The 25,401-nt window shown below is 35.4% G+C and carries 27 protein-coding genes; 15 read left to right on the forward strand and 12 right to left on the reverse strand.

What is annotated here, in order from left to right; all coding sequences use genetic code 11:
* Positions 1–43: 43 nt before the first annotated feature.
* Together DFQ03_RS12765 and DFQ03_RS12770 are read right to left on the reverse strand one after the other, a co-directional pair.
* Positions 44–1,276 carry a M48 family metallopeptidase gene (locus DFQ03_RS12765; protein ID WP_133673574.1) on the reverse strand — a complete coding sequence of 411 codons (1,233 nt, stop codon included), beginning with the start codon at positions 1,274–1,276 and terminating at the stop codon, positions 44–46.
* Between the two features lie 45 nt (positions 1,277–1,321).
* A complete protein-coding gene (locus DFQ03_RS12770) occupies positions 1,322–2,134 on the reverse strand; it encodes a TrmH family RNA methyltransferase (RefSeq protein ID WP_133673575.1) in 813 nt (270 codons plus the stop codon).
* Positions 2,135–2,219: 85 nt separating this feature from the next.
* Here DFQ03_RS12770 and DFQ03_RS12775 point away from each other — a divergent pair, with 85 nt between their 5' ends.
* The 10 genes from DFQ03_RS12775 to DFQ03_RS12820 all read left to right on the forward strand — a co-directional run bounded on the left by DFQ03_RS12775 (position 2,220) and on the right by DFQ03_RS12820 (position 9,469).
* Positions 2,220–3,017, forward strand: coding sequence for a DUF6503 family protein (locus tag DFQ03_RS12775; RefSeq protein WP_243834494.1), 798 nt, complete (start codon positions 2,220–2,222; stop codon positions 3,015–3,017).
* Between the two features lie 100 nt (positions 3,018–3,117).
* Positions 3,118–3,357, forward strand: coding sequence for a MoaD/ThiS family protein (locus DFQ03_RS12780; RefSeq protein WP_133673576.1), 240 nt, complete (start codon positions 3,118–3,120; stop codon positions 3,355–3,357).
* A complete protein-coding gene (locus DFQ03_RS12785) occupies positions 3,357–3,773 on the forward strand; it encodes a molybdenum cofactor biosynthesis protein MoaE (RefSeq protein WP_133673577.1) in 417 nt (138 codons plus the stop codon). Before DFQ03_RS12780 ends, DFQ03_RS12785 begins: the two co-directional genes overlap by 1 nt.
* 147 nt (positions 3,774–3,920) lie before the next feature.
* Positions 3,921–4,904, forward strand: coding sequence for a GTP 3',8-cyclase MoaA (gene moaA, locus DFQ03_RS12790; protein WP_133673578.1), 984 nt, complete (start codon positions 3,921–3,923; stop codon positions 4,902–4,904).
* Entirely contained in the window at positions 4,904–5,377 is a 474-nt protein-coding gene (moaC, locus tag DFQ03_RS12795; RefSeq protein ID WP_133673579.1) for a cyclic pyranopterin monophosphate synthase MoaC, read from the forward strand. The genes moaA and moaC overlap by 1 nt, the downstream gene beginning before the upstream one ends.
* Complete coding sequence (locus tag DFQ03_RS12800; RefSeq protein WP_133673580.1) at positions 5,361–5,954, forward strand: NTP transferase domain-containing protein; 594 nt, start codon at positions 5,361–5,363, stop codon at positions 5,952–5,954. Before moaC ends, DFQ03_RS12800 begins: the two co-directional genes overlap by 17 nt.
* Positions 5,951–7,024 carry a HesA/MoeB/ThiF family protein gene (locus DFQ03_RS12805; protein WP_133673581.1) on the forward strand — a complete coding sequence of 358 codons (1,074 nt, stop codon included), beginning with the start codon at positions 5,951–5,953 and terminating at the stop codon, positions 7,022–7,024. The genes DFQ03_RS12800 and DFQ03_RS12805 overlap by 4 nt, the downstream gene beginning before the upstream one ends.
* A complete protein-coding gene (locus tag DFQ03_RS12810) occupies positions 7,008–7,784 on the forward strand; it encodes a sulfite exporter TauE/SafE family protein (RefSeq protein WP_133673582.1) in 777 nt (258 codons plus the stop codon). Before DFQ03_RS12805 ends, DFQ03_RS12810 begins: the two co-directional genes overlap by 17 nt.
* A 65-nt stretch (positions 7,785–7,849) precedes the next feature.
* The gene (locus tag DFQ03_RS12815) at positions 7,850–9,040 is read left to right on the forward strand and encodes a molybdopterin molybdotransferase MoeA (RefSeq protein WP_133673583.1); all 1,191 of its coding nucleotides are present in this window, start codon (positions 7,850–7,852) and stop codon (positions 9,038–9,040) included.
* Positions 9,041–9,061: 21 nt separating this feature from the next.
* Positions 9,062–9,469, forward strand: coding sequence for a hypothetical protein (locus DFQ03_RS12820; protein WP_133673584.1), 408 nt, complete (start codon positions 9,062–9,064; stop codon positions 9,467–9,469).
* Between the two features lie 74 nt (positions 9,470–9,543).
* Here DFQ03_RS12820 and DFQ03_RS12825 read toward each other — a convergent pair whose 3' ends face one another.
* From DFQ03_RS12825 to DFQ03_RS12835, 3 genes are all read right to left on the reverse strand, one after another.
* Positions 9,544–10,833 (reverse strand): amidohydrolase family protein, encoded by a 1,290-nt coding sequence (locus tag DFQ03_RS12825; protein ID WP_133673585.1) that lies wholly within the window; start codon positions 10,831–10,833, stop codon positions 9,544–9,546.
* 38 nt (positions 10,834–10,871) lie between these two features.
* Positions 10,872–13,826: an amidohydrolase family protein gene (locus DFQ03_RS12830; protein ID WP_133673586.1), complete on the reverse strand. Its 2,955-nt coding sequence runs from the start codon at positions 13,824–13,826 to the stop codon at positions 10,872–10,874.
* Between the two features lie 174 nt (positions 13,827–14,000).
* A complete protein-coding gene (locus DFQ03_RS12835) occupies positions 14,001–15,068 on the reverse strand; it encodes a DUF3810 domain-containing protein (RefSeq protein ID WP_133673587.1) in 1,068 nt (355 codons plus the stop codon).
* Between the two features lie 68 nt (positions 15,069–15,136).
* On the opposite strand from DFQ03_RS12835, the gene DFQ03_RS12840 reads away from it, so the two are divergent.
* Positions 15,137–16,582 carry an aminoacyl-histidine dipeptidase gene (locus DFQ03_RS12840; RefSeq protein WP_133673588.1) on the forward strand — a complete coding sequence of 482 codons (1,446 nt, stop codon included), beginning with the start codon at positions 15,137–15,139 and terminating at the stop codon, positions 16,580–16,582.
* A 36-nt stretch (positions 16,583–16,618) separates the two neighbouring features.
* On the opposite strand, the gene DFQ03_RS12845 is transcribed toward DFQ03_RS12840, so the two are convergent.
* The 4 genes from DFQ03_RS12845 to DFQ03_RS12860 are packed head-to-tail and all read right to left on the reverse strand — an operon-like array spanning position 16,619 to position 20,455.
* Positions 16,619–17,692 (reverse strand): glycoside hydrolase family 5 protein, encoded by a 1,074-nt coding sequence (locus DFQ03_RS12845; protein WP_133673589.1) that lies wholly within the window; start codon positions 17,690–17,692, stop codon positions 16,619–16,621.
* 48 nt (positions 17,693–17,740) lie between these two features.
* On the reverse strand, positions 17,741–18,880 hold the full coding sequence (locus DFQ03_RS12850) for a peptidylprolyl isomerase (protein WP_166637472.1): 1,140 nt from the start codon (positions 18,878–18,880) through the stop codon (positions 17,741–17,743).
* Between the two features lie 10 nt (positions 18,881–18,890).
* The gene (gldI, locus tag DFQ03_RS12855) at positions 18,891–19,442 is read right to left on the reverse strand and encodes a gliding motility-associated peptidyl-prolyl isomerase GldI (RefSeq protein WP_133673590.1); all 552 of its coding nucleotides are present in this window, start codon (positions 19,440–19,442) and stop codon (positions 18,891–18,893) included.
* Positions 19,439–20,455 (reverse strand): DHH family phosphoesterase, encoded by a 1,017-nt coding sequence (locus DFQ03_RS12860; protein WP_133673591.1) that lies wholly within the window; start codon positions 20,453–20,455, stop codon positions 19,439–19,441. The genes gldI and DFQ03_RS12860 overlap by 4 nt, the downstream gene beginning before the upstream one ends.
* A gap of 75 nt (positions 20,456–20,530) precedes the next feature.
* Between DFQ03_RS12860 and DFQ03_RS12865 the strand changes: the two genes are divergently transcribed.
* Together DFQ03_RS12865 and DFQ03_RS12870 are read left to right on the forward strand one after the other, a co-directional pair.
* Positions 20,531–21,559: an alkaline phosphatase D family protein gene (locus DFQ03_RS12865; protein WP_133673592.1), complete on the forward strand. Its 1,029-nt coding sequence runs from the start codon at positions 20,531–20,533 to the stop codon at positions 21,557–21,559.
* Positions 21,560–21,604: 45 nt separating this feature from the next.
* The gene (locus DFQ03_RS12870) at positions 21,605–22,024 is read left to right on the forward strand and encodes a nucleoside-diphosphate kinase (RefSeq protein ID WP_036153417.1); all 420 of its coding nucleotides are present in this window, start codon (positions 21,605–21,607) and stop codon (positions 22,022–22,024) included.
* Positions 22,025–22,174: 150 nt separating this feature from the next.
* Here the strand turns inward: DFQ03_RS12870 and DFQ03_RS12880 are convergent, their stop codons facing one another.
* Genes DFQ03_RS12880 through recF form a run of 3 tightly spaced genes read right to left on the reverse strand, consistent with a single transcriptional unit; the run spans position 22,175 to position 23,969 of the window.
* The gene (locus DFQ03_RS12880; RefSeq protein ID WP_133673594.1) at positions 22,175–22,471 is read right to left on the reverse strand and encodes a DUF721 domain-containing protein; all 297 of its coding nucleotides are present in this window, start codon (positions 22,469–22,471) and stop codon (positions 22,175–22,177) included.
* Positions 22,471–22,887 carry a lipocalin family protein gene (locus tag DFQ03_RS12885; RefSeq protein ID WP_133673595.1) on the reverse strand — a complete coding sequence of 139 codons (417 nt, stop codon included), beginning with the start codon at positions 22,885–22,887 and terminating at the stop codon, positions 22,471–22,473. Before DFQ03_RS12885 ends, DFQ03_RS12880 begins: the two co-directional genes overlap by 1 nt.
* A gap of 2 nt (positions 22,888–22,889) precedes the next feature.
* Positions 22,890–23,969 carry a DNA replication/repair protein RecF gene (recF, locus tag DFQ03_RS12890; protein ID WP_133673596.1) on the reverse strand — a complete coding sequence of 360 codons (1,080 nt, stop codon included), beginning with the start codon at positions 23,967–23,969 and terminating at the stop codon, positions 22,890–22,892.
* A 123-nt stretch (positions 23,970–24,092) separates the two neighbouring features.
* On the opposite strand from recF, the gene DFQ03_RS12895 reads away from it, so the two are divergent.
* Positions 24,093–24,860: a tetratricopeptide repeat protein gene (locus tag DFQ03_RS12895; protein ID WP_133673597.1), complete on the forward strand. Its 768-nt coding sequence runs from the start codon at positions 24,093–24,095 to the stop codon at positions 24,858–24,860.
* Positions 24,860–25,342 carry a 6,7-dimethyl-8-ribityllumazine synthase gene (gene ribH, locus DFQ03_RS12900; RefSeq protein WP_133673598.1) on the forward strand — a complete coding sequence of 161 codons (483 nt, stop codon included), beginning with the start codon at positions 24,860–24,862 and terminating at the stop codon, positions 25,340–25,342. Before DFQ03_RS12895 ends, ribH begins: the two co-directional genes overlap by 1 nt.
* Positions 25,343–25,401: the final 59 nt, after the last annotated feature.

The raw sequence follows: 25,401 nt of genomic DNA on the forward strand, positions 1-25,401 counted from the left end.
CTAGATTAAAAATAAGATAATCTTATATGATGCACAACAAAAATTAAGCCTTTAAATTACGTATGCGATCGATTAATGGCGGATGGGAATAGTGCATGAAAACATATGCAGGATGTGGAGTAAGGTTGCTAAGACTGTTTTTTGATAGCTTTTTTAAAGAAGTTACTAATGGCAAGGCTGCGTAAGTGTTCTTTGCATAGTCATCTGCCTGATATTCAAATTTTCTTGAAAAATGATTCATTAGCAAGCCTGTGACTTCTGAAATCGGACTGTATAAGATTCCGAAACCGATTAATGCGGCATGAAAACTTGGTCTGTCTACACCGATTGCCAAAGAAATTTCAGGATTATTTATAAATAATGATAGTATAAATAGCATAACTCCTGCAAGGACGATTGATGTGGCTAAATTAAATACGATGTGCTTTTTTTTATAATGCCCAATCTCATGGGCTAAAACAGCAACAATTTCTTCTTCTTCTAAATCCTTGATTAAAGTATCATATAGGGTTACGCGCTTCTCTTTTCCGAATCCAGAAAAATAGGCATTTGCTTTTGTAGAGCGTTTAGATCCGTTAATGACAAAAATGTTTTGCAGATCAAAACCTACTTGAGCTGCGTAATTCTCGATTTTCTCTTTTAAACTACCAGCCTCTAAAGGCTCTTGTTTATTGAACAATGGCACAATTAATTTACTGTAGAATAAATTCATGAACAACGTAAAAATTGCTACAAAAGCCCATGTATATAACCAAAAGTTAGTGCCTGCCCATTGAAAAAACCAAATGATCAGTGATAGAATTGCACCGCCAAAAATGATGGTCATTGCCCATTGCTTTAACTTATCAATGAAAAATGTAGCTTTTGTGGTTTTGTTAAATCCGAATTTTTCTTCGATTACAAAGGTTTGGTAGTATGTAAACGGAATGTTGAGAATATCGCTTCCAATCATAATTATACCAAAGAAAACCAATGCTTGTATAATGATGTTATCGCTGATATTTTGAGCTACATTATCTACCCAAGCAAATCCGCCGAATAGTAAAAAGAATAAAATTAAGACTAACGAAAAAATAGAGGTGAAAACGCCGAACTTGTAATTGGTTAATTTATATGCTTGAGATTTTTCATATTCCTCAGTATTGTAAACGTCATTTAAATCTTCAGGTATAGGGTCCTTAAAGCGTTTTGCATTCAAAAAATTCATTACTGTAGCAAGTATGAATTCTGCAATTAAGATAAAAAGAATACAATAAAAGACGAATGTATTATCCATATAGTGTAGTTGCAAACGAAAACCTTAATATAAAAAGTATAAATGTTACTTGTTTATTTTTCGCTGACGTTTCGCTTCAAAGATAAGTATTGCCGCAGATACCGAAACGTTCATAGAGTCTATTTGACCTTCCATTGGAATAATAATATTTTGGGTACTGTTTTCTAACCATTCATCACTTAGTCCCGAATGTTCGGTACCTACTACTATTGCTGTAGGGTTTTTAAAATCGACTGTCGTATAATCTTTAGATGCAGAAAGGGCTGCACAGAATATCTGAAATCCTTCTTTCTTTAAATAAGATATAATTTCTGTAGTGCTGCCTATTTTAACATTTCTAGAAAAAACACAACCAACACTTGATCTAATGATATTCGGATTATATAAATCTGTTTTTGGGTTGGCAATTAAAACAGCGTCTAAGTTTGCTGCATCTGCCGTTCTAAGTAATGCGCCAATATTACCAGGTTTTTCCGGTGCTTCAGCAATAAGTATCAACGGATTTTCAGTCTCGAATTTCAATGTCGAAAGTTGGTGGTCTTTGCTTTTGGCAATTGCGATTACTCCCTCAGTCGTATCTCTATAAGCTAATTTCTTATAGATTTCTGTGCTTACCGAAATAAGTTGATCTGAGTGAAATGATTTTAAGATGTCGCTACTTTCAGAGTGTTCTAAGATATCTTCACAATATAATATCGTTTCTATCTCATATTGAGCGCCAATTGCTAGCTGTAATTCAAGTAGCCCTTCTAAAACAAAAAGACCTGTTTTTTTTCGCTCCCTAGATTTATCTTTTAATAGTAAAACCTTCTTTATAAGTGGGTTTTGGGCGCTGCTTATGTGTTTAGTTGCTTGCATGAAATACAAAAATAAGTCAATTTAGTAAGTCCTCTATAGTTTCTCGACTAACGGGTTTCAAAAAAATAATTAATAATTAATTGAAATGATGAGTAAAATTTACCTTTTAGTTTTAGCCTTGGCTATATTTTCATGTAATGAAGCACCTAAAAAAGAAATGATTGCCGATGCTGTTGAGGAAGTATCGATTCAGGTAAACTTAAATAAATATCCATCCGAATTAAATAAAGTATTTGGAGCTCATGGCGGATTAAAAGCTTGGAAAGGGTATAAAACATTGAATTTTGAAATGCCTAATGAGGAATTCAACGAAATTCAAACAATTGATCTTCATAAAAGGTTCGATAAAATTTCGACTCCTGCGTACACACTTGGTTATAACGATTCGGAAGTTTGGCTTATAGATAATATCGGTGACTATAAAGGAAAACCAAAGTTCTATCACAATTTAATGTTCTATTTCTATGCAATGCCTTTTGTATTATCAGATGATGGAATAATATATGAAGAAGTTGATGCTTTGGTATATGAAGGGGTTTCATACCCAGGTTATAAAATTTCATACAATAGCGGAGTGGGGGCTTCTTCTACAGATGAGTACTACATTCATTATGACGCAAAAACATATGAAATGAGATGGTTAGGGTATACTATGACCTATTTTAGTGGAGAACCATCTGATAAAATTAGCTGGATAAATTATGCGGATTGGGTAAAGGTTGATGAGGTATTATTGCCAAAATCAATTACATGGCATAAAGTAGAAGAGGGTAAAATTAAAGAAGCGGTCAAGACCGTTAACTTTGAGAATGCAAGTTTGTCTACTGCCGCTAAACCAATAGATTTTTATTCTAGACCTGAGAATGCGGTAATTGTAGAGTAAGACATTTCTCAAAATCATATAATTCTTTTAAAATAGGTGCCATTTTTATGGCACCTTATTTTTTATACCTAACTTGGAATTTATCTAATTTTCATAAGACATGAATGTACTTTTTTTTGGCATTACAAAAGATATTGTAGGTAGTTCTGAAATCAGTTTTTCTGATGGATTTAAGCCTGTTAATGTTGCCGAACTTAAAAAACATCTGATTGATTCTTATCCTGAATTTTCAAAATTAAATTCATTGGCGGTAGCTGTAAATAGTGAATATGCCGATGATAATGTATCTTTAATGGGCAATGAGGAAATTGCCATTATACCACCAGTAAGCGGAGGCTAATGAAGAAAGTGATTGAAATAGTTAATATTATTGATACCGCTAAGGTATACGCTGAATTAAGTGATGCCAAAAGTGGCGGAATCTGTGTTTTTGTAGGTGCCGTACGAGAGTTTACAAACAATGAAGAAGTAGTTGCTTTAGAGTTTGAAACCTATAAGTCAATGGCATTAAAAGAGATGGAGAAGATTGCTGACAGGGCCTTGGAAAAATGGTCATTGAACAAAGTGGTCATGAGACATGCAGTTGGTGAAAAAGGTGTTGAAGAACCCGTTGTAGTTGTAGGTGCATCATCTGCACATAGAGATGCCTGTTTTGAGGCATGTAGATTTCTTATTGATACTCTAAAAGAAACTGTTCCAATTTGGAAGAAAGAGAAATTTAAGAATAAAACGGTGTGGGTTTCAGCGCATCCGTGATTTTTGGAGAAGAGAGGTTAGAAGAGAGAAAATAGAAAATAGAGAAGAGGAGCTAGAGTAAAGAGAATAGAGGAAATTGAGTTTGTATTTGAACTTGAACTTGACTCTTGAACTTGATTTTTGAGTTTGAACTTGTATTTAAAAAGTATGTTAGTAGACAACCATAATAGAGCAATTAATTACTTGAGATTGGCGGTGACAGACCGTTGCAATCTTCGATGTAATTATTGCATGCCAGAAGAGGGAATCAATTTTGCCAAAAATGACAAGCTGTTTACTATAGACGAGTTAGTGAAATTAAGTGAGATAGTTGTTTCTCAAGGCATTGATAAAATACGGATTACCGGTGGAGAGCCTTTTGTACGTAAAGATTTAATGGTGTTATTGCGTAGTTTGTCAAAATTAGACGGGTTAAATGACATTTCAGTTACTACGAATGCAACATTAATTGGTCCGCATATAGATGAGTTGAAAGAGCTTGGTATTAAGAATATTAATGTGAGTATGGACGCCATCAATCGTGAGACTTTTGAGCGAATTACGCGTAGGGATCACTATGATGTGGTGTATAATAATATGATTCGCTTAATTACCGAAGGCTTTAATGTTCGTATTAATTTCATTGCTTTAGATGGTCAGAATACAGATGATATTCTACCAATGCTAGAGTTGACCAAACACTACAACGTATCTGTTCGTTATCTTGAAGAAATGCCTTTTAATGGGGGTTCTAAAGAGTTTCAGACTATCAAGTGGGATTTTAAGACCATACTTGAACATATTAGAAGCGAACACCCAAATTACTATAAATTAGAATCTCCAAAAACTTCTACTTCAATAAACTATAAGATTCCGGGTTTTAAGGGAACTTTTGGGGTAATTCCTTCTTTTAGTAGAACATTCTGTGGTAGTTGCAATCGTCTTAGAATTTCTGCTACAGGAGATGTTATTACTTGTTTATATGCCAAAGCAAGTGCAAATCTTAGGGATATTATGAGAGCGGATGATGTAGAGGAAAATATCAAAAAGGAAATTTTAAAGGCTGTCGGCAGTCGCGCAAAAACAGGTTTTGAGGCACAAGAAAAGTACAAAGACGTATTCAGTAATTCAATGACTTCAATAGGAGGGTAATGCAGAAGAAATTATCACATATAGATGAATCTGGAAATGCTACTATGGTAGACGTTTCTCAAAAAACAGCTTCGGTACGTACGGCAATCGCTAGTGGAATAATAAAATTTCCAGCAGATGTTTTTAAAACTTTGTCTGACCAAGATTTTGTTGGTAAAAAAGGGAGTATCGTACAAACCGCTGTTATCGCTGGTATACAGGGAGTAAAGAAAACGGCAGAATTGATTCCGCTGTGTCATCAAATAAACCTATCAAAAATCAATGTTGAAATTGAACCTGCGTTAGATTCATTTCAAATTACATGTACCGTTAAGTGCAATGAGAAGACCGGTGTGGAAATGGAAGCTTTAACCGGAGTTTCTATCGCCGCTTTGACAATATATGATATGTGTAAGGCGCTTTCACAAGATATCATAATTGGTGCAATTCAGCTAGAACAAAAAACAGGAGGGAAGAATGATTTCCAAAGATAAGTTATATGGGTTGGTGCTTTCAGGTGGTAAAAGCACAAGAATGGGCGAAGATAAGGGATTGATTACTTATCACAATCTTCCGCAACGTGAGCATTTATACCACTTGTTAAATGAGGTTTGCGATAAAACTTTTCTAAGTATTCGTCAAGATCAAGAGAGTGAAATTTCTAATTCGTTTGAAACGATAATAGATAATGATGAATTTCGTGGTCCTTACAACGGATTACTATCTGCGCATAAAGCACATCCTGAAGCTGCTTGGTTGGTATTGGCGTGTGATTTACCGTTGATGGATAAAAAAGCTTTGCAGGAATTAATTGCGGCAAGAAATTCAGATAAAATAGCAAGTGCTTTTGCAGATTTGGATAACCCTTTACCAGAGCCACTTTGTGCAATCTGGGAACCAGAAGCTTTACAACAGTCTGTGGCATATTTAGAGGCGGGTAACGGTTCTTGTCCTAGAAAATTTCTTATAAATGCTGAGGTAAACTTGGTGTTTCCAAAACATAAAGAAGTATTGCTCAATGCAAATTCTAGAATAGAGTATGAAGAAGCGCTACTTAAAATAGCACCATGAACAAAGAGCGATACCTAAGACAAATTACTTTGGACGGATTTGGAACTGAGGGTCAGCAAAAACTTAACCAAGCTAAAGTTTTGGTAGTTGGAGCAGGCGGACTCGGAATTCCCGTACTAACTTATTTGAACGCAATGGGTGTTGGTACTTTAGGTGTTGTAGATGCAGATGTTGTTTCTTTATCTAACCTTCATCGTCAAGTTTTATTTACTGAAGCTATGGTGGGTATGCCCAAAGTAGAGGCAATAATTAATCAATTATCAGCTCAGAATTCCAATACTATTATCAATACCTACCCATCTTATTTAACAGTCTCGAACGTACTTGATATTATTAAAGAATATGATATCGTGGTCGATGCTACCGATAATTTTCCAACTAGATATTTAATTAATGATGCTTGTGTAATTTTAAATAAACCTTTTGTTTATGGTGCATTACACGCTTTTGAAGGTCAAGTAAGTGTTTTTAATTATAAAGGTGGACCAACATATCGCTGTTTGTTCCCCACCATGCCATCAGCAGATGCCGTTCCTAATTGTAATGAGAATGGTGTACTGGGTATTTTACCAGGAATCATAGGTAATCTACAAGCTTTAGAAGTAGTAAAGATTATTGCAGAAATAGGGGAGGTGTTATCAGGTGTTTTATTACTTTTTGATACACTGAGCCAACGAACACAGCGAATGAAATTTAAGTTGCAATTGGGGAATAACGAGATAAAAAACCTTGCTTCTAACTACGATTTTGATTGTGAACTTCCTTTAAAATCTATGGAAGCTAACGAACTTCAACAATTGCTTTCAAGTAAGTCCATTGAACTGATAGATGTTCGTACAGATAAAGAATTTCAGAGGAAGCATTTAAAAGAAGCGAAACATATTCCTTTAAGTGAATTAAACAATAGAATATCTGAGGTTGATTTAGAAACCACGGTTTATGTTATTTGTCAGTCTGGGGTTCGTAGTAAAAAGGCTATTGCAACCATGCAAAAATTATTTCCAGGAAAAGATTTTGTAAATGTTACCGGAGGTATGAATCAGATGAAGAATTATGTTGATACCTATTGAGCATTTGATACTCTTATGCATCGGTTTTTTTATCATCGCCACATTATATTCTTCTGTAGGTTTTGGTGGTGGTTCTAGCTATTTGGCACTATTGACGCTATTTTTAACTAGTTTTTTTGCCATTAGATCTATTGCGTTAGTTTGTAATTTGATGGTAGTTTCAGGAAGTACGTATCTGTATTTTAAAAACGGTCACGCAAAATTAAAAGATTTTCTTCCCTTTGTTATTGCAAGTATTCCGCTGGCTTATCTAGGCGCTACATTTCGCTTAAAAGAAAGTGTGTTTTTTATGATTTTAGGATGTTCTCTAATTCTATCCGCATTGTTTTTGGCTGTTCAGACTTTTGAAATGAACAAAGTGAAAAAAGAGGTTGAAGATTATCCAAAATATTTGAGCTATGTTTTAGGAGCGGGTATTGGATTCTTATCTGGATTAGTAGGAATTGGCGGAGGTATTTTTTTAGCTCCAGTTCTAAATCATCTACGGTGGAGCAAAGCCATAAAAATAGCCGCTCTTGCAAGTTTCTTTATTTTGGTAAATTCTGTTTCCGGCTTATTCGGATTGATAACCAGTGAGTCCTTGTCATTGCCATGGCGAGAAACAATTTGTTTGGTCATAGCAGTACTCATAGGCGGACAGCTAGGTATTCGCATCAGTCTTAAAAAACTATCGGCAAATGGTATTAAAAGGGTTACGGCTTTATTGGTTTTTGTAGTGGGTATACGGGTCTTATTGGTAAATGGACTTGGATTGTTTTAAAAGTTTAGACTAATTGGCTGCAATTCTTCCATGGTATAATTTATAATAGTTTTACCTTTAATTCCATGATTACATTTAAAGAAGCATACCAAAAAGTGTTGGAACATCCTCTAGATTTAGGAACGGAGAATGTTCCACTTTTAAGTAGTTTAAATAGAATATTGGCTGAAGATATTTATGCCGATAGAGATTTTCCTCCCTTTGATCGCGCTACCAAAGATGGTATAGCAATTCAATTTTCTGATTTTGCAAATAATGGTCATTCTTTTAGTATTGAAGGTATCGCTGCCGCTGGTGTAGTTCAGCAAGTTTTAAAAGATAAAAGTAATTGCTTGGAAGTGATGACGGGTGCCGTAGTACCAGAGTATTGTGATGCCGTTATCATGTATGAACATATTACTATTGAAGATAATAAGGTAACTATCAATGAGAAGGTTACAAAAGGTCAGAATATACATTATAAGGGTAGTGATGAAAAAGTTGGTGCGCTTCTATTAACCAAAGGAAAAAAAATTAGTCCCGCAGAAATAGGAGTAATGGCTACAGTGGGAAAGTCAACTGTAAAAGTGATGGCTAATCCTAAAATTTGTACCATAGCTACAGGCAATGAATTGGTTGAGGTTAATGAAATTCCAAAACCACATCAAATAAGAAAATCGAATATGCTGACAATTGAGTCCGCATTATTGGACTCTAAAATTGAAGCCAGTTCGCTTCATTTGTTAGATGATAAATCCATCATTCAAAATGAATTAAAGAAAGCTTTAACTGAAAATGATGTGCTTTTGTTAAGTGGTGGTGTATCTAAAGGGAAGTTTGATTTTATTCCAGATGTAATGGAAACATTGGGTGTTGAGAAGGTTTTTCATAGAGTATTACAAAGACCTGGTAAGCCATTTTGGTTCGGAATTCACCCTAAAATGAAGACGGTTGTTTTTTCTTTTCCAGGAAATCCTGTTTCTACATTTGCCAATTATCATCTCTATTTTTTACCGTGGTTACAAAACTCATGGGGAATTTCAATAGATAAATCGTATATTAAGCTAGGTGTAACAATTAATATAAAGCAACCATTGACCAGATTTATACAGGTTGTTACGGCAGAAAAAGAAGGTGTGATTTGGGCAACTCCTGTTGTTGAAAACGGCTCGGGAGATTTAACCAGTTTGGCAAAAGCAGACGGATTTATTTGCTTAGAACCAAGGGATATGGATTATGAAGTAGGCGAGGTTGTACCTTTTGTAAAGACCAGGTAGTAATCAATTAAATTTTTCTATATGAATCCAGTGGTAAAGAATATTTTGGCTGTCGTAGCAGGAGTAGTTGTTGGTAGCATCGTAAATATGGGAATTATTATGATAAGTGGTTCTATAATTCCGCCACCAGAAGGTGGAGATATAACGACAATGGAAGGGTTAAAGGCTACCATGCATTTATTTGAGCCTAAACATTTTATTTTTCCTTTTCTTGCCCATGCTTTGGGAACCCTTGTTGGAGCTTTTGTTGCTACTAAAATAGCCGCAACAAGAAAAATGCTAATGGCTTTAATCATTGGCTTATTTTTCTTGATCGGCGGTACTGCAAATATTGCAATGCTTGGCGGACCAATGTGGTTTACGGCATTAGATATAATAGTGGCTTACATGCCTATGGCATATATAGGCTATATGCTTGGCAAGAAATAAGTACACATATCTGCAAATAAAAAGAGGCTGTCTAAATTTTTAGACAGCCTCTTTTTATAAGTAACATAAACGTACTACTTTCCTTCGTATTTGTTCATGTAACGTTTCCAAATCTCGGTTTGGTGTGTTTCTAATGACACGGTTCTGCCATCTATAAATACATGTGTTAATTGATTGCCTGCCATGTCAAGGGCATCACCTTCAGAAATGAAAAGTGTTGCACTCTTACCATTTTCTAAAGTACCATAAAGATCATCAATGCCTAAAATTTTAGCAGTGTTTCCGGTTAACAATTGAACGGCGACTTCTTTGTCCAATCCTTGTTGTGCAGCTTGACCTGCGTAGAAGGGTAGGTTTCTAGTTTGAAAGTTTTCTGCATCAGAATTTTGTATCCCTACTAATAAACCTGCATCTACCAATAATTTTGGTAGTTTGTAAGGTAGGTCATAATCGTCATCATCAAAAACAGGTAAGTTATGTGTGTATTGCACTAAAACAGGAATGTTGTTACTTTTTAAAAATTCAGGGATTTTGTATGCATGGTAACCACCTATTAACACCACTTCTTTTGCACCATTGCTTTTTAAAGTATTAATAGCATCGATTATTTGTTTTTCATCATCGGCATGAACATACAGTTTTTGACTACCATCAAATATACCTTGCATTGCGGCAAATGCAGGGTTCACCTCTTTTGGATTAGATTTGCCATATGCCGCCGCATTTTTAAAGAATGTAGTTACCTCTTCAATTTGATCACTGTAATCTTTGTTTGGATGATATCCTGGTTCTTCACCTGCCCACCAACGACCTTGCTTGAAAGTAGTTGGCCAATTTAAGTGAACGCCATCATCTACCTTGATAGCTGCATCTTCCCAATTCCATGCATCGAACTGTACTATACTTGATGTACCTGAAATACGACCACCAGTCGGTGCAATTTGAGAAATTAAAACTCCGTTAGGGCGCATACTTTCTACAACTTTAGATTCTGCATTATAAGCAATTAAACTTCTTACATGAGGAATGAAATCTCCTATTTCATCTTCGTCTTTAGAAGCTCTAACAGCATCTATCTCTACCAGCCCCAATGTCTTTGCAGGAGCAATGAAACCTGGGTATACATGTTTTCCTGTAGCGTCTATTACTTTACCTTTTCGGGCAATTTTCATATTAGAATCGCCCACGAAAGTGATTTTTCCGTCTTCGAACATAATTAGAGAACTCTCAATTACTTCACCGTTACCTAAGTGTGCGGTAGCACCTTCAATGGTAATGGCTTCGGCTTGTTTAGAACCGGGCGTTTGTTGCGCCATAGCTGGTATAACTACTATGGCGATGATTAGGGTTATAAATTTTTTCATTTGTATTGTTTTATATTTTTGAACTTTAGCTTGTAGAATTAAAGACTTTCACAAGTGAAATCTCTTTTTACACTTTGTTTCGGACCTTGCGTCTTTTTACCGCCGCTTTTTTCCTTAAGCATCATCGTAACCAACTCGTTTCTTTCTTTTTTAATGGTTTCGCGGTTTTTCTTATCGATTTCCAGATCGAAATAAGTAACCCCTTCAATCATAGTTTTTTCAGCTTTGGAGTATATTGAAAGCGGACTACCAGACCATAATACTAAATCTGCATCTTTACCTTCTTTAATACTACCTACACGATTATCTAAGTGTAGTAATTTAGCAGGGTTTATGGTCACCATTTTCCAAGCTTCCAATTCTGTCATGCCGCCATACTTAATAGTTTTGGCAGCTTCTTGGTTTAATCTTCTGATCATCTCGCGGTCATCACTATTAATTGCCGTTATAACACCTTGCTTTTGCATTATTGCAGCATTGTAAGGTATAGCATCGTTTACTTCAAATTTGTATGCCCACCAGTCACTGAACGTACCTGCACCAACACCGTGTTCAGCCATTTTGTCGGCTACTTTATAACCTTCTAATATGTGGGTAAACGTGTTGATTCGGAATCCGAAATGCTCGGCAACTTTCATCATCATGTTAATCTCGCTCTGTACATAAGAGTGACAAGAAATAAAACGCTCTCCATTAATTATCTCTGCCAGTACTTCCATTTCCTCATCATAACGATAAGGCTCGCCGTTTTTCTTTTTGGTGTCATATTCCTTTGCTCTTTGAAAGTAGTTCATATACAACTGCTCTACACCCATACGTGTTTGTGGAAAACGAGAGAAACTACCCCAGTTACTTTGTTTTACGTTTTCACCAAGGGCGAATTTTATGAACTTTGGCGAGTTGTCATAAATTAATCCGTCTGCTTCTTCTCCCCATTTTAATTTCAAAATAGCCGATCTACCACCAATTGGGTTCGCAGAACCATGCAATAATTGTAAAGAGGTAACTCCACCTGCAAGAGAACGGTAAATTCCCATATGCTCGGGGTCTACTACATCTTCCATTTTTACTTCTGCGGTACTATTTGACCCAGCTTCATTTACTGCTAAAGCCGCAATATGACTATGTTCGTCTATAATACCTGCGGTTAAGTGTTTACCGGTAGCATCAATAACGGTTGCGCCACCGGCACTTAGGTCTTTTCCTATTTTTACAATTTTTCCGTTTTTAACCAATACATCGGTATTTTCTAAAATACCAGCATCTTCACTTGTCCACACGGTAGCATTTTTAAATAATGTATTTTGTGCTTTTGGTTTTGATGCGAATCCGTACCCTACATTAGGGAAGGTTACCGGCATAACTTTGACCGTATCTTCTTTTGCTTTTTTCTCAGCTTCTTTTTCGGTAAACGATTTGGATTTTGTTGCGGTAAAATGTGATTCTGTACCGTTGGGTAATACCAAACGACCAGTTAAGTTGTCTGATGCTTTAGTAACGGCACCTATCATTCTATATGTTTTTTCACCTTTATCTGTAGCAAATGAAAGTGTTACCCAATTATCGTCATAAATAATTTTGGAACTAAGCTTTGTAGTATCTTGCTTTACCTCAATTTTAGGTTTAGAGATTTCTCCAGTTATAGAAACATCATACAATTTTCCTTGTACGGTTAGATTGTAATCACCACGAATGTCTTTTTTATCCATAGAATTAACAACACTTTTTGTGCCTTGAACCCAATTTTCATAAAGCGTGGTAGACTTATCAAAAACATCACCGGAAGTGATTAAGAAATTGGCAAGCGCTCCAGATTTTAAGGAACCTATTTCGTTTGATTTTTCCAGTATCTGAGCAGGTACCGTAGTCAATGCTTCTAGCGCTTTGGTAGTTGAAAGTCCGTATTCTATGGCTCTCATCAACTTTTCTTTGAATTTAGCGGCAGATTTTAAGTCATGTGTAGTAAGTGAAAACTGTACTCCGTTATCGGCCAATACTTTTGGATTGGAAGGAGCTTGATTCCAATAGCGCATGTCTTGTAAAGAAATATAACCTTCAGCATACGGATTAGAAACATCATATGCATCAGGGAAATCTAATGGTATTATATACTTAGCATTTGTCCCTTTTATTTCTTCTATACGCTCAAATTCATTTCCACCACCTAATATAGTGTATTGTATTCCGTTTGCGTCACCAATTTTATCTACACGTAGGTCATGAGATTTATCTTTAGCTTCGAAAATTTGTACTAAATTTTTATTTGCATTCAATGCTTCTAATGAAAGGTCTGTAGTTGTTGCATTCCCTTTGGCGTACCAATCTGCATCGCTATACATTTGTCTTAACAAAGCCAATGTTCCCATTAAAGAACCTGGGTAAGATTGCCCTTTGGTAATACTTCTACTCAATGAAAAATACTGTGCAGAACGATCATCTAGAATTCTGTTTGCATTGGTGCCATTACCGTTTAATGCAATAAGAACACCTGTACCTCTAGCAATACCATCTTGAATGTGAGAGTTAACGACACCAAAACCAGCTTCACGCAATACTTTGGCTTCTTTGTCATCATAGGTAAATTTTTCAATAGCCCTATTTTCGGGCATAATATGATCGTTCCAGTAGTAGCCTTCTCTAGATGGTTCGTATTGGGCTGATCTTCCTCTACCTGATTTCTTTTTTGCTTGTTCTACTCCGAATTTTGAATACACATCAATAAAAGATGGATAAATAGATTTGCCTTCTACATCTATTACAACAGCATTTTTCGGAATGCTAACAGAGCTTGAAGCACTGACCACCTTACCATGTTGAATTAATAATGTTCCTTTTTCGATTACTTGTGTAGGGGTTACAAAGATTTTTGCATTTGTAAAAGCCGTGTAGTTGTTATTGTTGACTTTAACCCCAGCGTTTTCTGGAAAATAATCTTGTGCAGTTAAAAATGAGCCATACCCGAGTAGGCATAGCGCAAAAATTAGTTTTTTCATTACGTTTGGTTTGAATTAGTGTTTTAAAAATACTCGGATTCTGTAGTAAATTCAGTCTATTTCACTTTTGTTTAACACTTGAGTGTACGGTAATTACGAATAGTTAGTATTTTCTTAAAATATTATAAGAAGGGTGGTTAGAATGCCCTAAGATTACGAAGTTCTAAACTTATTTTAAAGAGGATGGTCTTTATGGTAAGCGACTAAAAATAGTACAACTGCATTGTAGCTTCGTATACCTTCAGATTGATTGTTGGCTTTTAGAAATGTATCGAATATTGATTTAAATACCGGTTCCATCGGGTTTTCATAAGAATTCCAAAAAATTGACATTTCTTGAAAATTACTTTTTACCCCAGAATTTAAGAGTAGCATTAATCTATCAAAATCATCTGTATTTGCTCTTCTTATATCACTTAAACAATAACCTAAAGCATAGGCGTAAGCAGCATATTTAAAATATACATCTTCATTATTCGATGTTACCAGGTAACCAATAAAGTTTGTTTCGTTTTCGGCGGAGTAACCTAACTGATGCCCAACTTCGTGACCGGCAACAAAAGGGAATCTAAAGTTAGGCAGTAGGCCATTAACTTGAGCTTCGTTGGTAAACGGATTTAAATATCCGGCGTAGCCCATATATGTTAATCCTGTGCTGAATAATGATTTTTTTATACTTGGTCTATCGTAAGCCAAAAACGGATGTATGGTTTTTAATTGATCATAGCCTTCAATAGTTTTCTTGAAAATTTCCTTTTGTGAATACGGAATTTTAACGGCTACACTAGAGTCTTTGGTAATTGTAAATTGTGATTCGTTGGTTTTGAGAATTAACCGTTCTGTAAATTCTAATAGATCTTGGTAGTCTTTATTCGGTACTAACGCTAACTTTTTTGACAGCGGTTCCCGATAATAATTCATGCCCCACATTACATGAAATGTAAAATATACAACAGAGAGAACCATGGCTATATTCTGTAAAAACTGAAGTTTATGGCGCCAAATATATTTTCGGTTTTTAATTACATATATAAGTACGAGCAGTAGAAGAATAAAGTAAATAATATCGCCTACTGAGAAAGGTACCCATCCAAACAGGAGTCTAAAGAATTTTGAAATTACAGGGTATAATGCGTTGCTGTAATATTCCTCAACTATATCGGTACGCTTACCTAGCCATTTTACAATGATGATTTGGGGAATCAATGAAATTGCAATGGCATTCTTAAAAGATATCTTCATTATCTCAAAAATAGCGAAATCCTTTTTCTATCAGTATTTTTGCAAGCACTAACCGTGAAAAAAAAAGTATGGAAATTAATAAATTGGAGCCAACGGCTGTTTGGAAGAATTTTTCAAGATTGAACGCGGTACCTAGGCCTTCTAAAAAAGAGGAAAGGGTAATTAGATTTATGTTGGAATTTGGTAATGATCTTGGTCTAGAAACTTTTTCTGATGAAATAGGTAATGTTATTATTAGAAAGCCTCCGACCAAAGGTATGGAGGCTAAGAAAATGATAACGCTGCAAAGTCATTTAGATATGGTGCACCAAAAAAATGCAGATACCGTATTTGATTTTGATGCACAAGGTATAGAAATGTATGTTGATGAAGATTGGGTGAAAGCTAGAGGAACTACGTTAGGTGCCGATAATGGTATGGGTGTAGCTGCAATTATGGCTCTTTTAGAGAGTACTGATATTCCTCATCCTGCTCTTGAAGCCTTATTCACTATTGACGAAGAAACGGGTATGACGGGAGCATTTGAATTAAAAGCAGGTGTTCTACAAGGTGAAATTCTTTTGAATTTAGATACCGAAGAAGATGACGAAATTGATATAGGTTGTGCAGGTGGTATTGATGTTACGGCAAAAAGAACCTATAATGAAAAAGATGGTACGCATGGTGATGCCGGTATGGAGATTACCGTAAAAGGTTTAAAGGGTGGTCATAGTGGTATGGATATTCATAAAGGTTTAGGTAATGCCAATAAAATTATGAATCGAATACTTTTCTTAGGTCTTGAATACAATGTTCGTATTAGTTCATTGAACGGTGGCAGTTTAAGAAATGCGATACCAAGAGAAAGTGTCTGTAAATTAAATGTTGGTAGAAAGCACGCCGATCAATTTTTAAAGAAAGTCAATAAGCTTTCTGAAGCAATTAAAGCGGAGTTGAGTGTTCAAGAACCGAATTTACAAATTGAATTAGTAGATGTAAAGCCTGCTAAAAAAGTAATGGGACTTGGAGCTCAAGAAAAATTGATTAAAGCTGTTTATGCGGCGCAAAACGGAGTGTATGCTATGAGTGGTGCTATCGATGATTTGGTAGAAACTTCGAATAATATAGCAATTGTAAAAGTAGACAAAGGAGAAATAACTATTGGTTGTTTAACTCGTTCATCGGTTGATACTGCGAAGTTAGATTTAGCGAATTCTTTACGTTCGGCTTTTGAGATCAGTGGTTTTGATGTTGAACTTAGTGGTTCGTACCCTGGGTGGAATCCGAATCCGAATTCTGAAATTTTAACTGTGGCTAAATCTACCTATATTGATTTGTTTAAAGAACAGCCAAGGGTTGTTGCTTGTCATGCAGGTTTGGAATGTGGTATTTTTGGTCAAAATTATCCTGATGTAGATATGGTAAGTTTCGGACCTACTATACTTGGAGCTCATTCACCAGATGAGCGTGTAAGTATTTCATCTGTTCAGAAATTTTGGAAATTACTTTTAGAGATATTGAAGAACACGAATTAGATTAAAAAATAAAATTTTGTACTAAAGAATCCCTAGTTAAAACTGGGGATTTTTGCTTTTTAACTCTTCTCGCACCATTAATCCGCTTTGCGTTAAATCGCTAGTATTCCATCCTCCGGTAAAACTGGCGTCAGGTAAAAGGGCAGCTGAACTTTCTTCTTTATTGGCTATAGACCAGTTACACCATGATATTTTGTTCTCGTCTAAGAAAGCCCACCAAGTATTAGCTTCGTCAACATCAATATAGCCATCACCAGAAGCATCTGTAGTTCCGAATTCAGTAGCAAAGATGGGAATGTTGTTATCTAATGCTTCTTGAGCGGTATCTCGTAATTCTTGTCTATGTGTGGTAGCATAATAGTGTAAGGTGTAGGCAACATTATCATCTTCAATTTTATTACCTATGACATCATCTACATTTTGCGACCAGTTTCTTGTGCCACAAACTACAATATTATCTGGGTCGTATTTTCTAATTTCAGCGATTACACTCTCATGATAGGGTTTTAAAATAGTGTTCCATGATACATTTAATGGTTCATTGTAAATTTCATAAATGATGTTCGGTTGATTGCCGTACTTCTGTGCAACTTCAGTAAAAAAGGCTTTTGCTTGCGCTTCATAATCTTCTGCATGGTGACTATGCCAATCTACAATAACATATATACCTTCTGCGATTGCAGCATCTATTACAGTAAATACTTTTTCTTTTTCGGTCTCAGGATTTGTTATGTAGCCTTCTGAATCTTCTACTCCCATAGCAGCTCGTACAATGGTACATTGCCAATCATCTTTTAACCATGCTACAGTTTCTGGGGTGTAGTATTCTCCGATCCATTGGCTCCAGAAAAATGACATACCTCGAAGTTGAACCTCCTTGCCATTTTTGTCAAGTATTTTGTTGCCTTCTATGTGTAGCTGCCCGTGTAATGATACCACGGTATCATCTGAATTTGGAGCTGTGGGAGTAGTTGGGGTTGTGGGTGTTTCTTCTGCAGTATTTTCTGTGACAGTTACTGGATTAGTGTTGTCATTATTGCTAGTGCCGCAGGAAAGAAAAATACTAAAGAAAAGAAAAACTATAATCGTAACCCTAAATGGTTTAAACATAAGAGTTCTAATTTAAAAGGTTAACGATTATAGTTTTGTATAGTTATACTATTCAGAAATACCTGTAATTTCTAAGTCAAAAATCAAATCTGCATCTGGGGGGATTGGACCGCCACCTTGTGGACCATATCCTAAATGAGAAGGAATGAACAAACGAACTTTATCACCAACTTTCATTGTTAGAAGTCCCTCTCTAAACCCTGCAATTAAACGAGATTCAGGAGAATAGTCCATTGGTACTGGCATATAACCGCCTCCTTGTTCTCTGTTCCAATCAAAAACACCATACTTCTCTGCAATCTCTTTATAATTACTGTCAAATAAAGTACCGTCCATTAAATAACCAGCATACATTACATTTACTTTTTGACCAACTTTTGGTTTGTCACCAGAACCGCTTTCTAAAGTTAAAACTTTAAGACCAGAAGGTAAAGTCTGAGCTTTTGCTTTTTGAGCTTCGGTGGAAGAAGCAAATTCAGCTTTTATTTTTTGAACTTCAGCTAATTTTTCAGCTTTTTCTTTTTCAATAGCTGCAAGTCTATCTTCTTCACCATCAAAATAATCGGTCATTATTTTAACAGCATCGAACTTACGTGCTTCTTTACCGTTTCTAATGATTTCTACGGTATTCATTAAAACTGGTTCTACAGGTTTGTTGCCTGCGCCTACTGCAACATTTGCAATGGAATCAACTACATCCATACCTTCTACAACTTCACCAAAAACGGTGTGCTTGTTGTTTAGCCAAGGCGTTTCTTTATGTGTGATGAAAAACTGGCTACCGTTAGTTGTAGGGCCAGAGTTTGCCATTGAAAGAATACCTTTTTTATCATGTACTAAAGAATCATTGAATTCGTCCATGAACTTGTAACCAGGGTTTCCGGTTCCTTGTCCTAATGGATCTCCACCTTGAATCATAAAATCCTTCATAATTCTGTGAAATGTTAGTCCGTCATAATATTTTTTGCCTTTGTATTCTTCGCTAACGAAAGTATTTGTTCCTTCGGCCAAAGAAATAAAGTTGGCAACTGTAACGGGAGTTTTATCTTGCTCTAACCGAACAATAATATCGCCTTTAGATGTTTTGATGTCGGCAAACAAACCGTCTCCTAAATCAGCTCTTTTACTGGTTTTACAGCTGGCTAAAACTAAGCCTATAACTGCAAGCAAGTACATTTTTTTAATCATAATGGTCATTTTAATTTACTGTATTGTCTTGTTGTTTTTCTATTTGTAAAATTGTAATTGTTGATTTTATAGGAACATTACTTCCTATTTTGTTTTCATCGCCATGGTAGCCAAATGCAATCGATGATGGGAAAAGAAACGTAGCTCTTTCATTTTCTTTTAACATCTTAACGGCATCCCTAAGGCCTAAAAACAGTTCTTGCTTATCAACTTTGTAAGTAACAACACCAATTTCTTCTTTAGAGTAGATTGTGTCGTTATCTAAAGTTAATATATCATAGCTAAATGCTACTAAATCATCTGATTTAGGCGTATAATCGCTTTCTTCGTTTACGTTTAAATAATGATACCAAGATCCAGAATTACTGTGCGAGTAGTGTTTTAAAGAATCTAGCTTTATAATTTCTTGAATTTTATTTTCTTCTGCTTCAAGTAGTTTGCGGCTTCTTTCAATAGATGCCTTAAAAAAACTCCCGCTTTTTGTTTGGATTGGTTTTCTAGGTTCAGGACCATCGCAACTGATGACCAAGATGACTAAAAATAAAAATGAAACTAATCTCATGATTGTAATTGATTCTTATATAAAGGTAGTAAAGAAGTAAATTTTGTAATGGTTTCTTCTAAATTATCATCACTTTTTCCGCCTGCGGCATTTGTATGTCCGCCACCGTTAAAATGCTTTCTTGCAAAATCATTTACCGAAAACTCGCCGACTGATCTAAAAGAAATTTTATAGATACCTTCTTCTCTGTTTTCTATGAATATTACGGCAAACTTAATGCCATCTAAGGTTAGGCCGTAGTTTACAAAACCTTCTGTATCTCCTTTTTGATAGTTATAGGTGTCTAATTCGTCTTGACTCATGGTTATGTATGCCGTCGAATACTCTTCTAAGATGACCATATTCTTCAATGCGCAACCTAATAAATGTAGTCTACTCGGAGAATTAGTGTCATATATGCGGTGATGAATTTCTGTTCCTTCAGCACCTTTATCCATAAGGTCAGCAATAACTCTATGCGTATTACTTGTAGTCGCTGCGAACTTGAAAGAACCGGTGTCAGTCATAATACCGGTGTAAATACAGTTGGCCATTTCTGGGGTAATACTGTTTTCATTACCTAATTGGTTGATCAGTACATACACCATTTCGCAAGTAGAGCTCATTTTTACATCTGAGTACATAATCTTAGCGTAATCTGATGGCTCTTGGTGATGGTCAACCATAACAAAAGTTGCCTTTGCCGATTCTAGTATCTCGCTCATCTGACCAACACGACCTAAGTGATTAAAGTCTAAGGTAAAAATGATATCAGCATTATTAATGCAAGATTTGGATTGTGAATTTTCTTTTTCAAAATTCAAGATTTGGTCTGAGCCTGGCATCCATTTTAAAAACTTCGGATAGTCATTTGGCGCAACAATACTAGCCTTATGACCAGTATTAACCAAATAATGCCAAAGTGCCAATGTTGATCCAATGGCATCTCCATCAGGATTCTTATGTGGTATAATCGCTATTTTCTTTGGTGAAGAAAGTAGCTTTTTAAGCTCGTTTAGGTGCTCTAAATTCATGGCGGCAAAGATACAATTTAATAATATAGGCTTTAAAGCGAAAGCCTTAATTTTACCCAGACTTAACTATCTCATATGAAAACTACATACTTTTTCGTCGCTACATTATTATTGGTGGGGTGCTCTTCGAGTAAAAAATCCGTTGAGAATGAAACTGCCAAATCCGATTTTACCTTGGCTTTTGGTTCTTGTAATAGAATTGATTTACCTAATCTTTTATGGGATGATATTTTGAATACCGAGCCTGATGTTTGGGTATGGGGCGGCGATAATATTTATGCCGATACCGACGACATGGCTGCTTTAAGAGCAATGTACAATAAGCAGAAAGAACAAACGGGATATAAAAAACTAGCAGAAACAACAGATATTTTAGGTACTTGGGATGATCATGATTATGGATTAAATGATGGCGGAGTAGAATTTGAAGCTAAAGACACTAGTCAGCAAGAGTTTTTGAATTTTATGAATGTACCGGAAAATAGTCCGTTACGAAAGCGAAAAGGAGTTTATAATGCTAAGAAATATGATGTTGGAAATCATTCGATAAACATTATCATACTAGATACCCGATATTTTAGAACACAATTAACACCCGACACAGAAACAAAAAAAAGAATAAAACCTAACGAATATGGAGAGGGTACATTATTGGGGCAGGTGCAATGGCAATGGTTACAGAATGAATTGAATACTTCAAAATCAGATTTTAATATTATTGTCAGCAGTATTCAATATTTGTCTGATGAGCACGGATTTGAAGCTTGGGGAAATTTTCCTCATGAGGTTGATAAATTTGCAACGATTATAGCGAAATCTAAAGCCAAAGGTGTTGTTATATTATCTGGTGATCGACATATTTCTGAATTTTCAAAAAGAGAAATAGCTGGTATGGACTATCCTTTAATTGATTTTACCAGTAGTGGGTTAACACATGCTTATAAAGGTTTTACCGGTGAGCCTAATAAATATAGAATAGGCGAAGTTGTATTTACAGAAAGTTTCGGAATATTAGAGTTTGATTTTACCGCCAAAAAGGTTGATTTTAAAATAGTTGGAGATAACGGAATAGTGTTAGAGAAATTAGAACAAGTCTACGAATAGTTGTGAGATATGTGGAAAAACGTATTTTTGCGCAAAAATTAAGATATGAGTACGAATAGAACGTTTACAATGATTAAACCAGATGCCGTTAAAAACGGACATATTGGGGCTATTTTAGAAAAAATTACTGCTGCTGGTTTTAAAATCGTAGCGATGAAATATACACAATTGAGCTTAAGAGATGCACAGGAGTTTTATGGAGTACATAGAGAGCGTCCTTTCTTTGGAGAATTAGTTGAATTCATGACTAGCGGTACAATTGTCGCTGCTATCTTAGAAAAAGAAAATGCTGTTGAAGATTTTAGAGCATTGATCGGTGCTACCAATCCTGCAGATGCAGCTGAAGGTACTATTCGTAAAATGTTTGCTACTAGTATTGGCGAAAATGCAGTACATGGTTCTGATAGTGATGAGAATGCAGCTATTGAAGGTTCATTCCATTTTTCTGGTAGAGAAATTTACTAAGTTAAATTGTTTAAATATAAAAAATGCCAGCTCTTTTGAGCTAGCATTTTTTATATATAGTATTTTCCAACAGCCAACAGCCAACAGCCAACAGCCAACAGCCAACAGCCAACAGCCAACAGCCAACAGCCAACAGCCAACAGCCAATAACTATCTAAGCACTAATTTTTTTACGACTTCTTTCCCGATTTCTTCATTGAGCATGCGTATTATTTTTGTTTTGCCTAAGCTTAATTCTTCGCGTAATACAGAAGAGCTTAATGACACATAAAGTGTATTGAACTTTAATTCAATTTCTGTAGTATAATTATTTACGCCGTTACCCATAAGTTTCGCCCATGCAGCTCTTGCATCAACTTTGTCTATTCCTTTTTCCAGTTTATTCTTTTGAATAAATGCAGAAAGTGCATCTTTCATTGAAGTATTATCGTTGCCTCTGCTTGCCATTATGGGGTTATATTTATAGGTTCAAATCTGTTATATTCGTAGGTGAGTCCTTCTTTGTTTTTTACCGAGAAACTTTCTTCTGTTAGTTTTGTCAATACCTCTTCCCAAGTATTCGAATTATTGGTGTAACTCATAAAAATAGAATCGTTCGATATTCTAATTTGAAAAGGCTCGGCATCATTAGAGGTTTCAAAAGTGCCATTGAATTTTGGGTCTACTTTTTTTCTAAAACCTGATAAAGAATCTAGCTGTATATAATCTACCGTACTATTAATTGAATACTCTTTTTTTGCTCCGTCTTTAAAGGTAACCTCTTTAATTTCCCAGTAACCATTTAATAGATGTAATTGATTCTTATCAACTTTAGAATTACAAGAAGCAAGAATTAAGAAGCAAATAATCAGTAATTTTTTCATCATTACAATTTAAAGATTTTATACGATTGATGAATTTTTTTAACAACACTTTCGGTTCGGTCCGCATGGGTGTCACTAATAAAAATTTGTCCGAAATTTTCATCATTTACCAAAGTTATAATATGAGATACACGATGCTCATCCAGCTTATCAAAAATATCATCTAAAATTAATATCGGCGTAGTACCACTTTGCGATTTCATAAAATGAAACTGTGCGAATTTTAAAGCTATCAAAAAAGATTTCTGCTGTCCTTGACTACCAAATTTTTTAATTGGGTGGTCGCTAATTTCAAAGCTAAGGTCATCTTTATGTATACCAACACTGGTATATTGTAATGCACGGTCTTTGTCTAAGTTCTTGTTTAATAGTGTAAGCAAATCATAATCTTTCAACTTACTATCGTAAGAAAGGGAGACATCTTCTGTATTTCCCGTGATAGATTTATACTGTTCTTGAAAAATAGGAATGAAAGCTTCTAAGAAAGAAGTCCTTTTTTTAAAGATTTTTGTGCCATACGTATTCATCTGCTCGTTATATACGGCTAAAGTATCTTTGTTAAATGTTCTGTTCGCAGCGAAATACTTTAATAATGCATTTCTTTGAGAAACCACTTTATTGTAATTGATGAGGTTTTGTAAATAGCTTTTGTCTGATTGAGAAATTACACCGTCAATAAATTTTCTTCGGGTGTCGCTGCCTTCAATAATAAGGTCTCTATCTGCAGGAGAAATTATTACTAAGGGTAGAAGACCTATGTGGTCGGCAAAGCGGTCATAAGCTTTTCCGTTACGTTTAATAATCTTCTTATTGTTCTTTTTTAAGCTGCAGACAATTTTTTCTTCCCTACCTTCTTTTTCAAATGTGCCATCGATTACAAAGAAATCTGATCCGTGACGAATGTTTTGAGATGATACCGGGTTAAAATAACTCTTGCCGAATGATAAGTGATAGATAGCGTCGAGAATATTTGTTTTTCCAATTCCGTTATCACCTACAATACAATTAATTTTAGCATCGAAAGTCAGTTCTTTTGACTCAAAATTTTTGTAATTGATCAATGATAATTGTCTCAGCAGCATTAATAAAATCGGATTTTAGATTTGGAAGAATGTGTACTCGCTTAAAATATCCAAAAATAACGAATAAATACACTTTGCGATTTCAATAAAACCATTATTTTTGCGCGACCAATAAATTTACAGATGGCAACATATAAGAAAAGAGGATATAAACCTGAAACAAAAGCTGAACAGCAAGAATTTGACGAACAGGAAAGCACAACGGCTGAGGTTTTTAGTTCTTTAGATGAAGGAGCTTCTAGATCAGAAGAGTGGGTTTCTAAGAATCAGAATTTCATTTTAGGTGCCATTGGTGTTATTGCTATCAGTGTTTTGGGCTATTTAGCTTATGACCAATTTGTAGAAAAGCCGAAAGAGGCTAGTGCAGCAAATGAGATGTACTATCCACAACAATATTTTGACCAAGCTTTGGTTGCGACAAATGCAAAAGATTCATTGTTTACATTGGCATTGGAAGGTGCTGAAGGAAAATACGGTTTTTTAGATATCATTGAAGAATATAATGGTACTAAAGCTGCTAACCTTGCAAATTACGGTGCAGGTATGTCATATTTGAATATGAACAACTACCAAGAGGCTATTACGTATTTAGAAGATTTTAGCTCTGACGATGCTGTTTTAGGTGCTTTGGCAAAAGGTGGTTTGGGTGATGCTTTTATGCAATTAGACCAAGCTTCAGATGCTTTAGGTTATTATGAGGCAGCTGTAAAACATAGTGGTAACGACTATACTGCTCCTAAGTTTTTATATAAAGCTGGTATTACTGCTTTAGAAATGGGAGATAAGGATAAGGCTTTAGGCTTTTTTCAAAAAATAAAAGACGAGTTTCCAAAATCAGAAAATGCCAATTCTATAGATGCTTTTATAGGTATGGCTAAAAGTGGTGAGTAATGGCTACAGTAAATAAAAATTTATCGTCTTACGATAAGGCAACAATCCCAAACGCGAACGGACTTCGGTTTGGGATTGTTGTTTCAGAATGGAATTCAGAAATAACGGAAGGATTGTTTTCTGGTGCTTTTAATGCATTAATTGATTGCGGAGCTCAAGAATCTGATATTATCCGTTGGAATGTTCCGGGTAGTTTTGAACTTACATTTGGTTCAAAGAAAATGATCAATATGCATAAGGTTGATGCCGTAATTGCTATTGGTAGCGTTATACAAGGGGAGACCAAGCATTTCGATTTTGTATGTGATGCTACTGCCCAAGGTATAAAAGACTTGAATATTACAACCAATGTGCCTGTTATATTTTGTGTACTTACAGATAATAACATGCAGCAAGCCATTGAACGTAGTGGTGGTAAGCACGGTAATAAAGGTACTGAAGCAGCTATTGCTGCTATTAAAATGGCAGTTTTAGGTAATTAGTAACCTTTTCAATAATTCTATTTTCTTATAAGTTTTAGAGTGTTAGGTTAGTATCGTAA

The organism is Maribacter caenipelagi (genome assembly GCF_004364175.1).
Classification (GTDB): domain Bacteria; phylum Bacteroidota; class Bacteroidia; order Flavobacteriales; family Flavobacteriaceae; genus Maribacter; species Maribacter caenipelagi.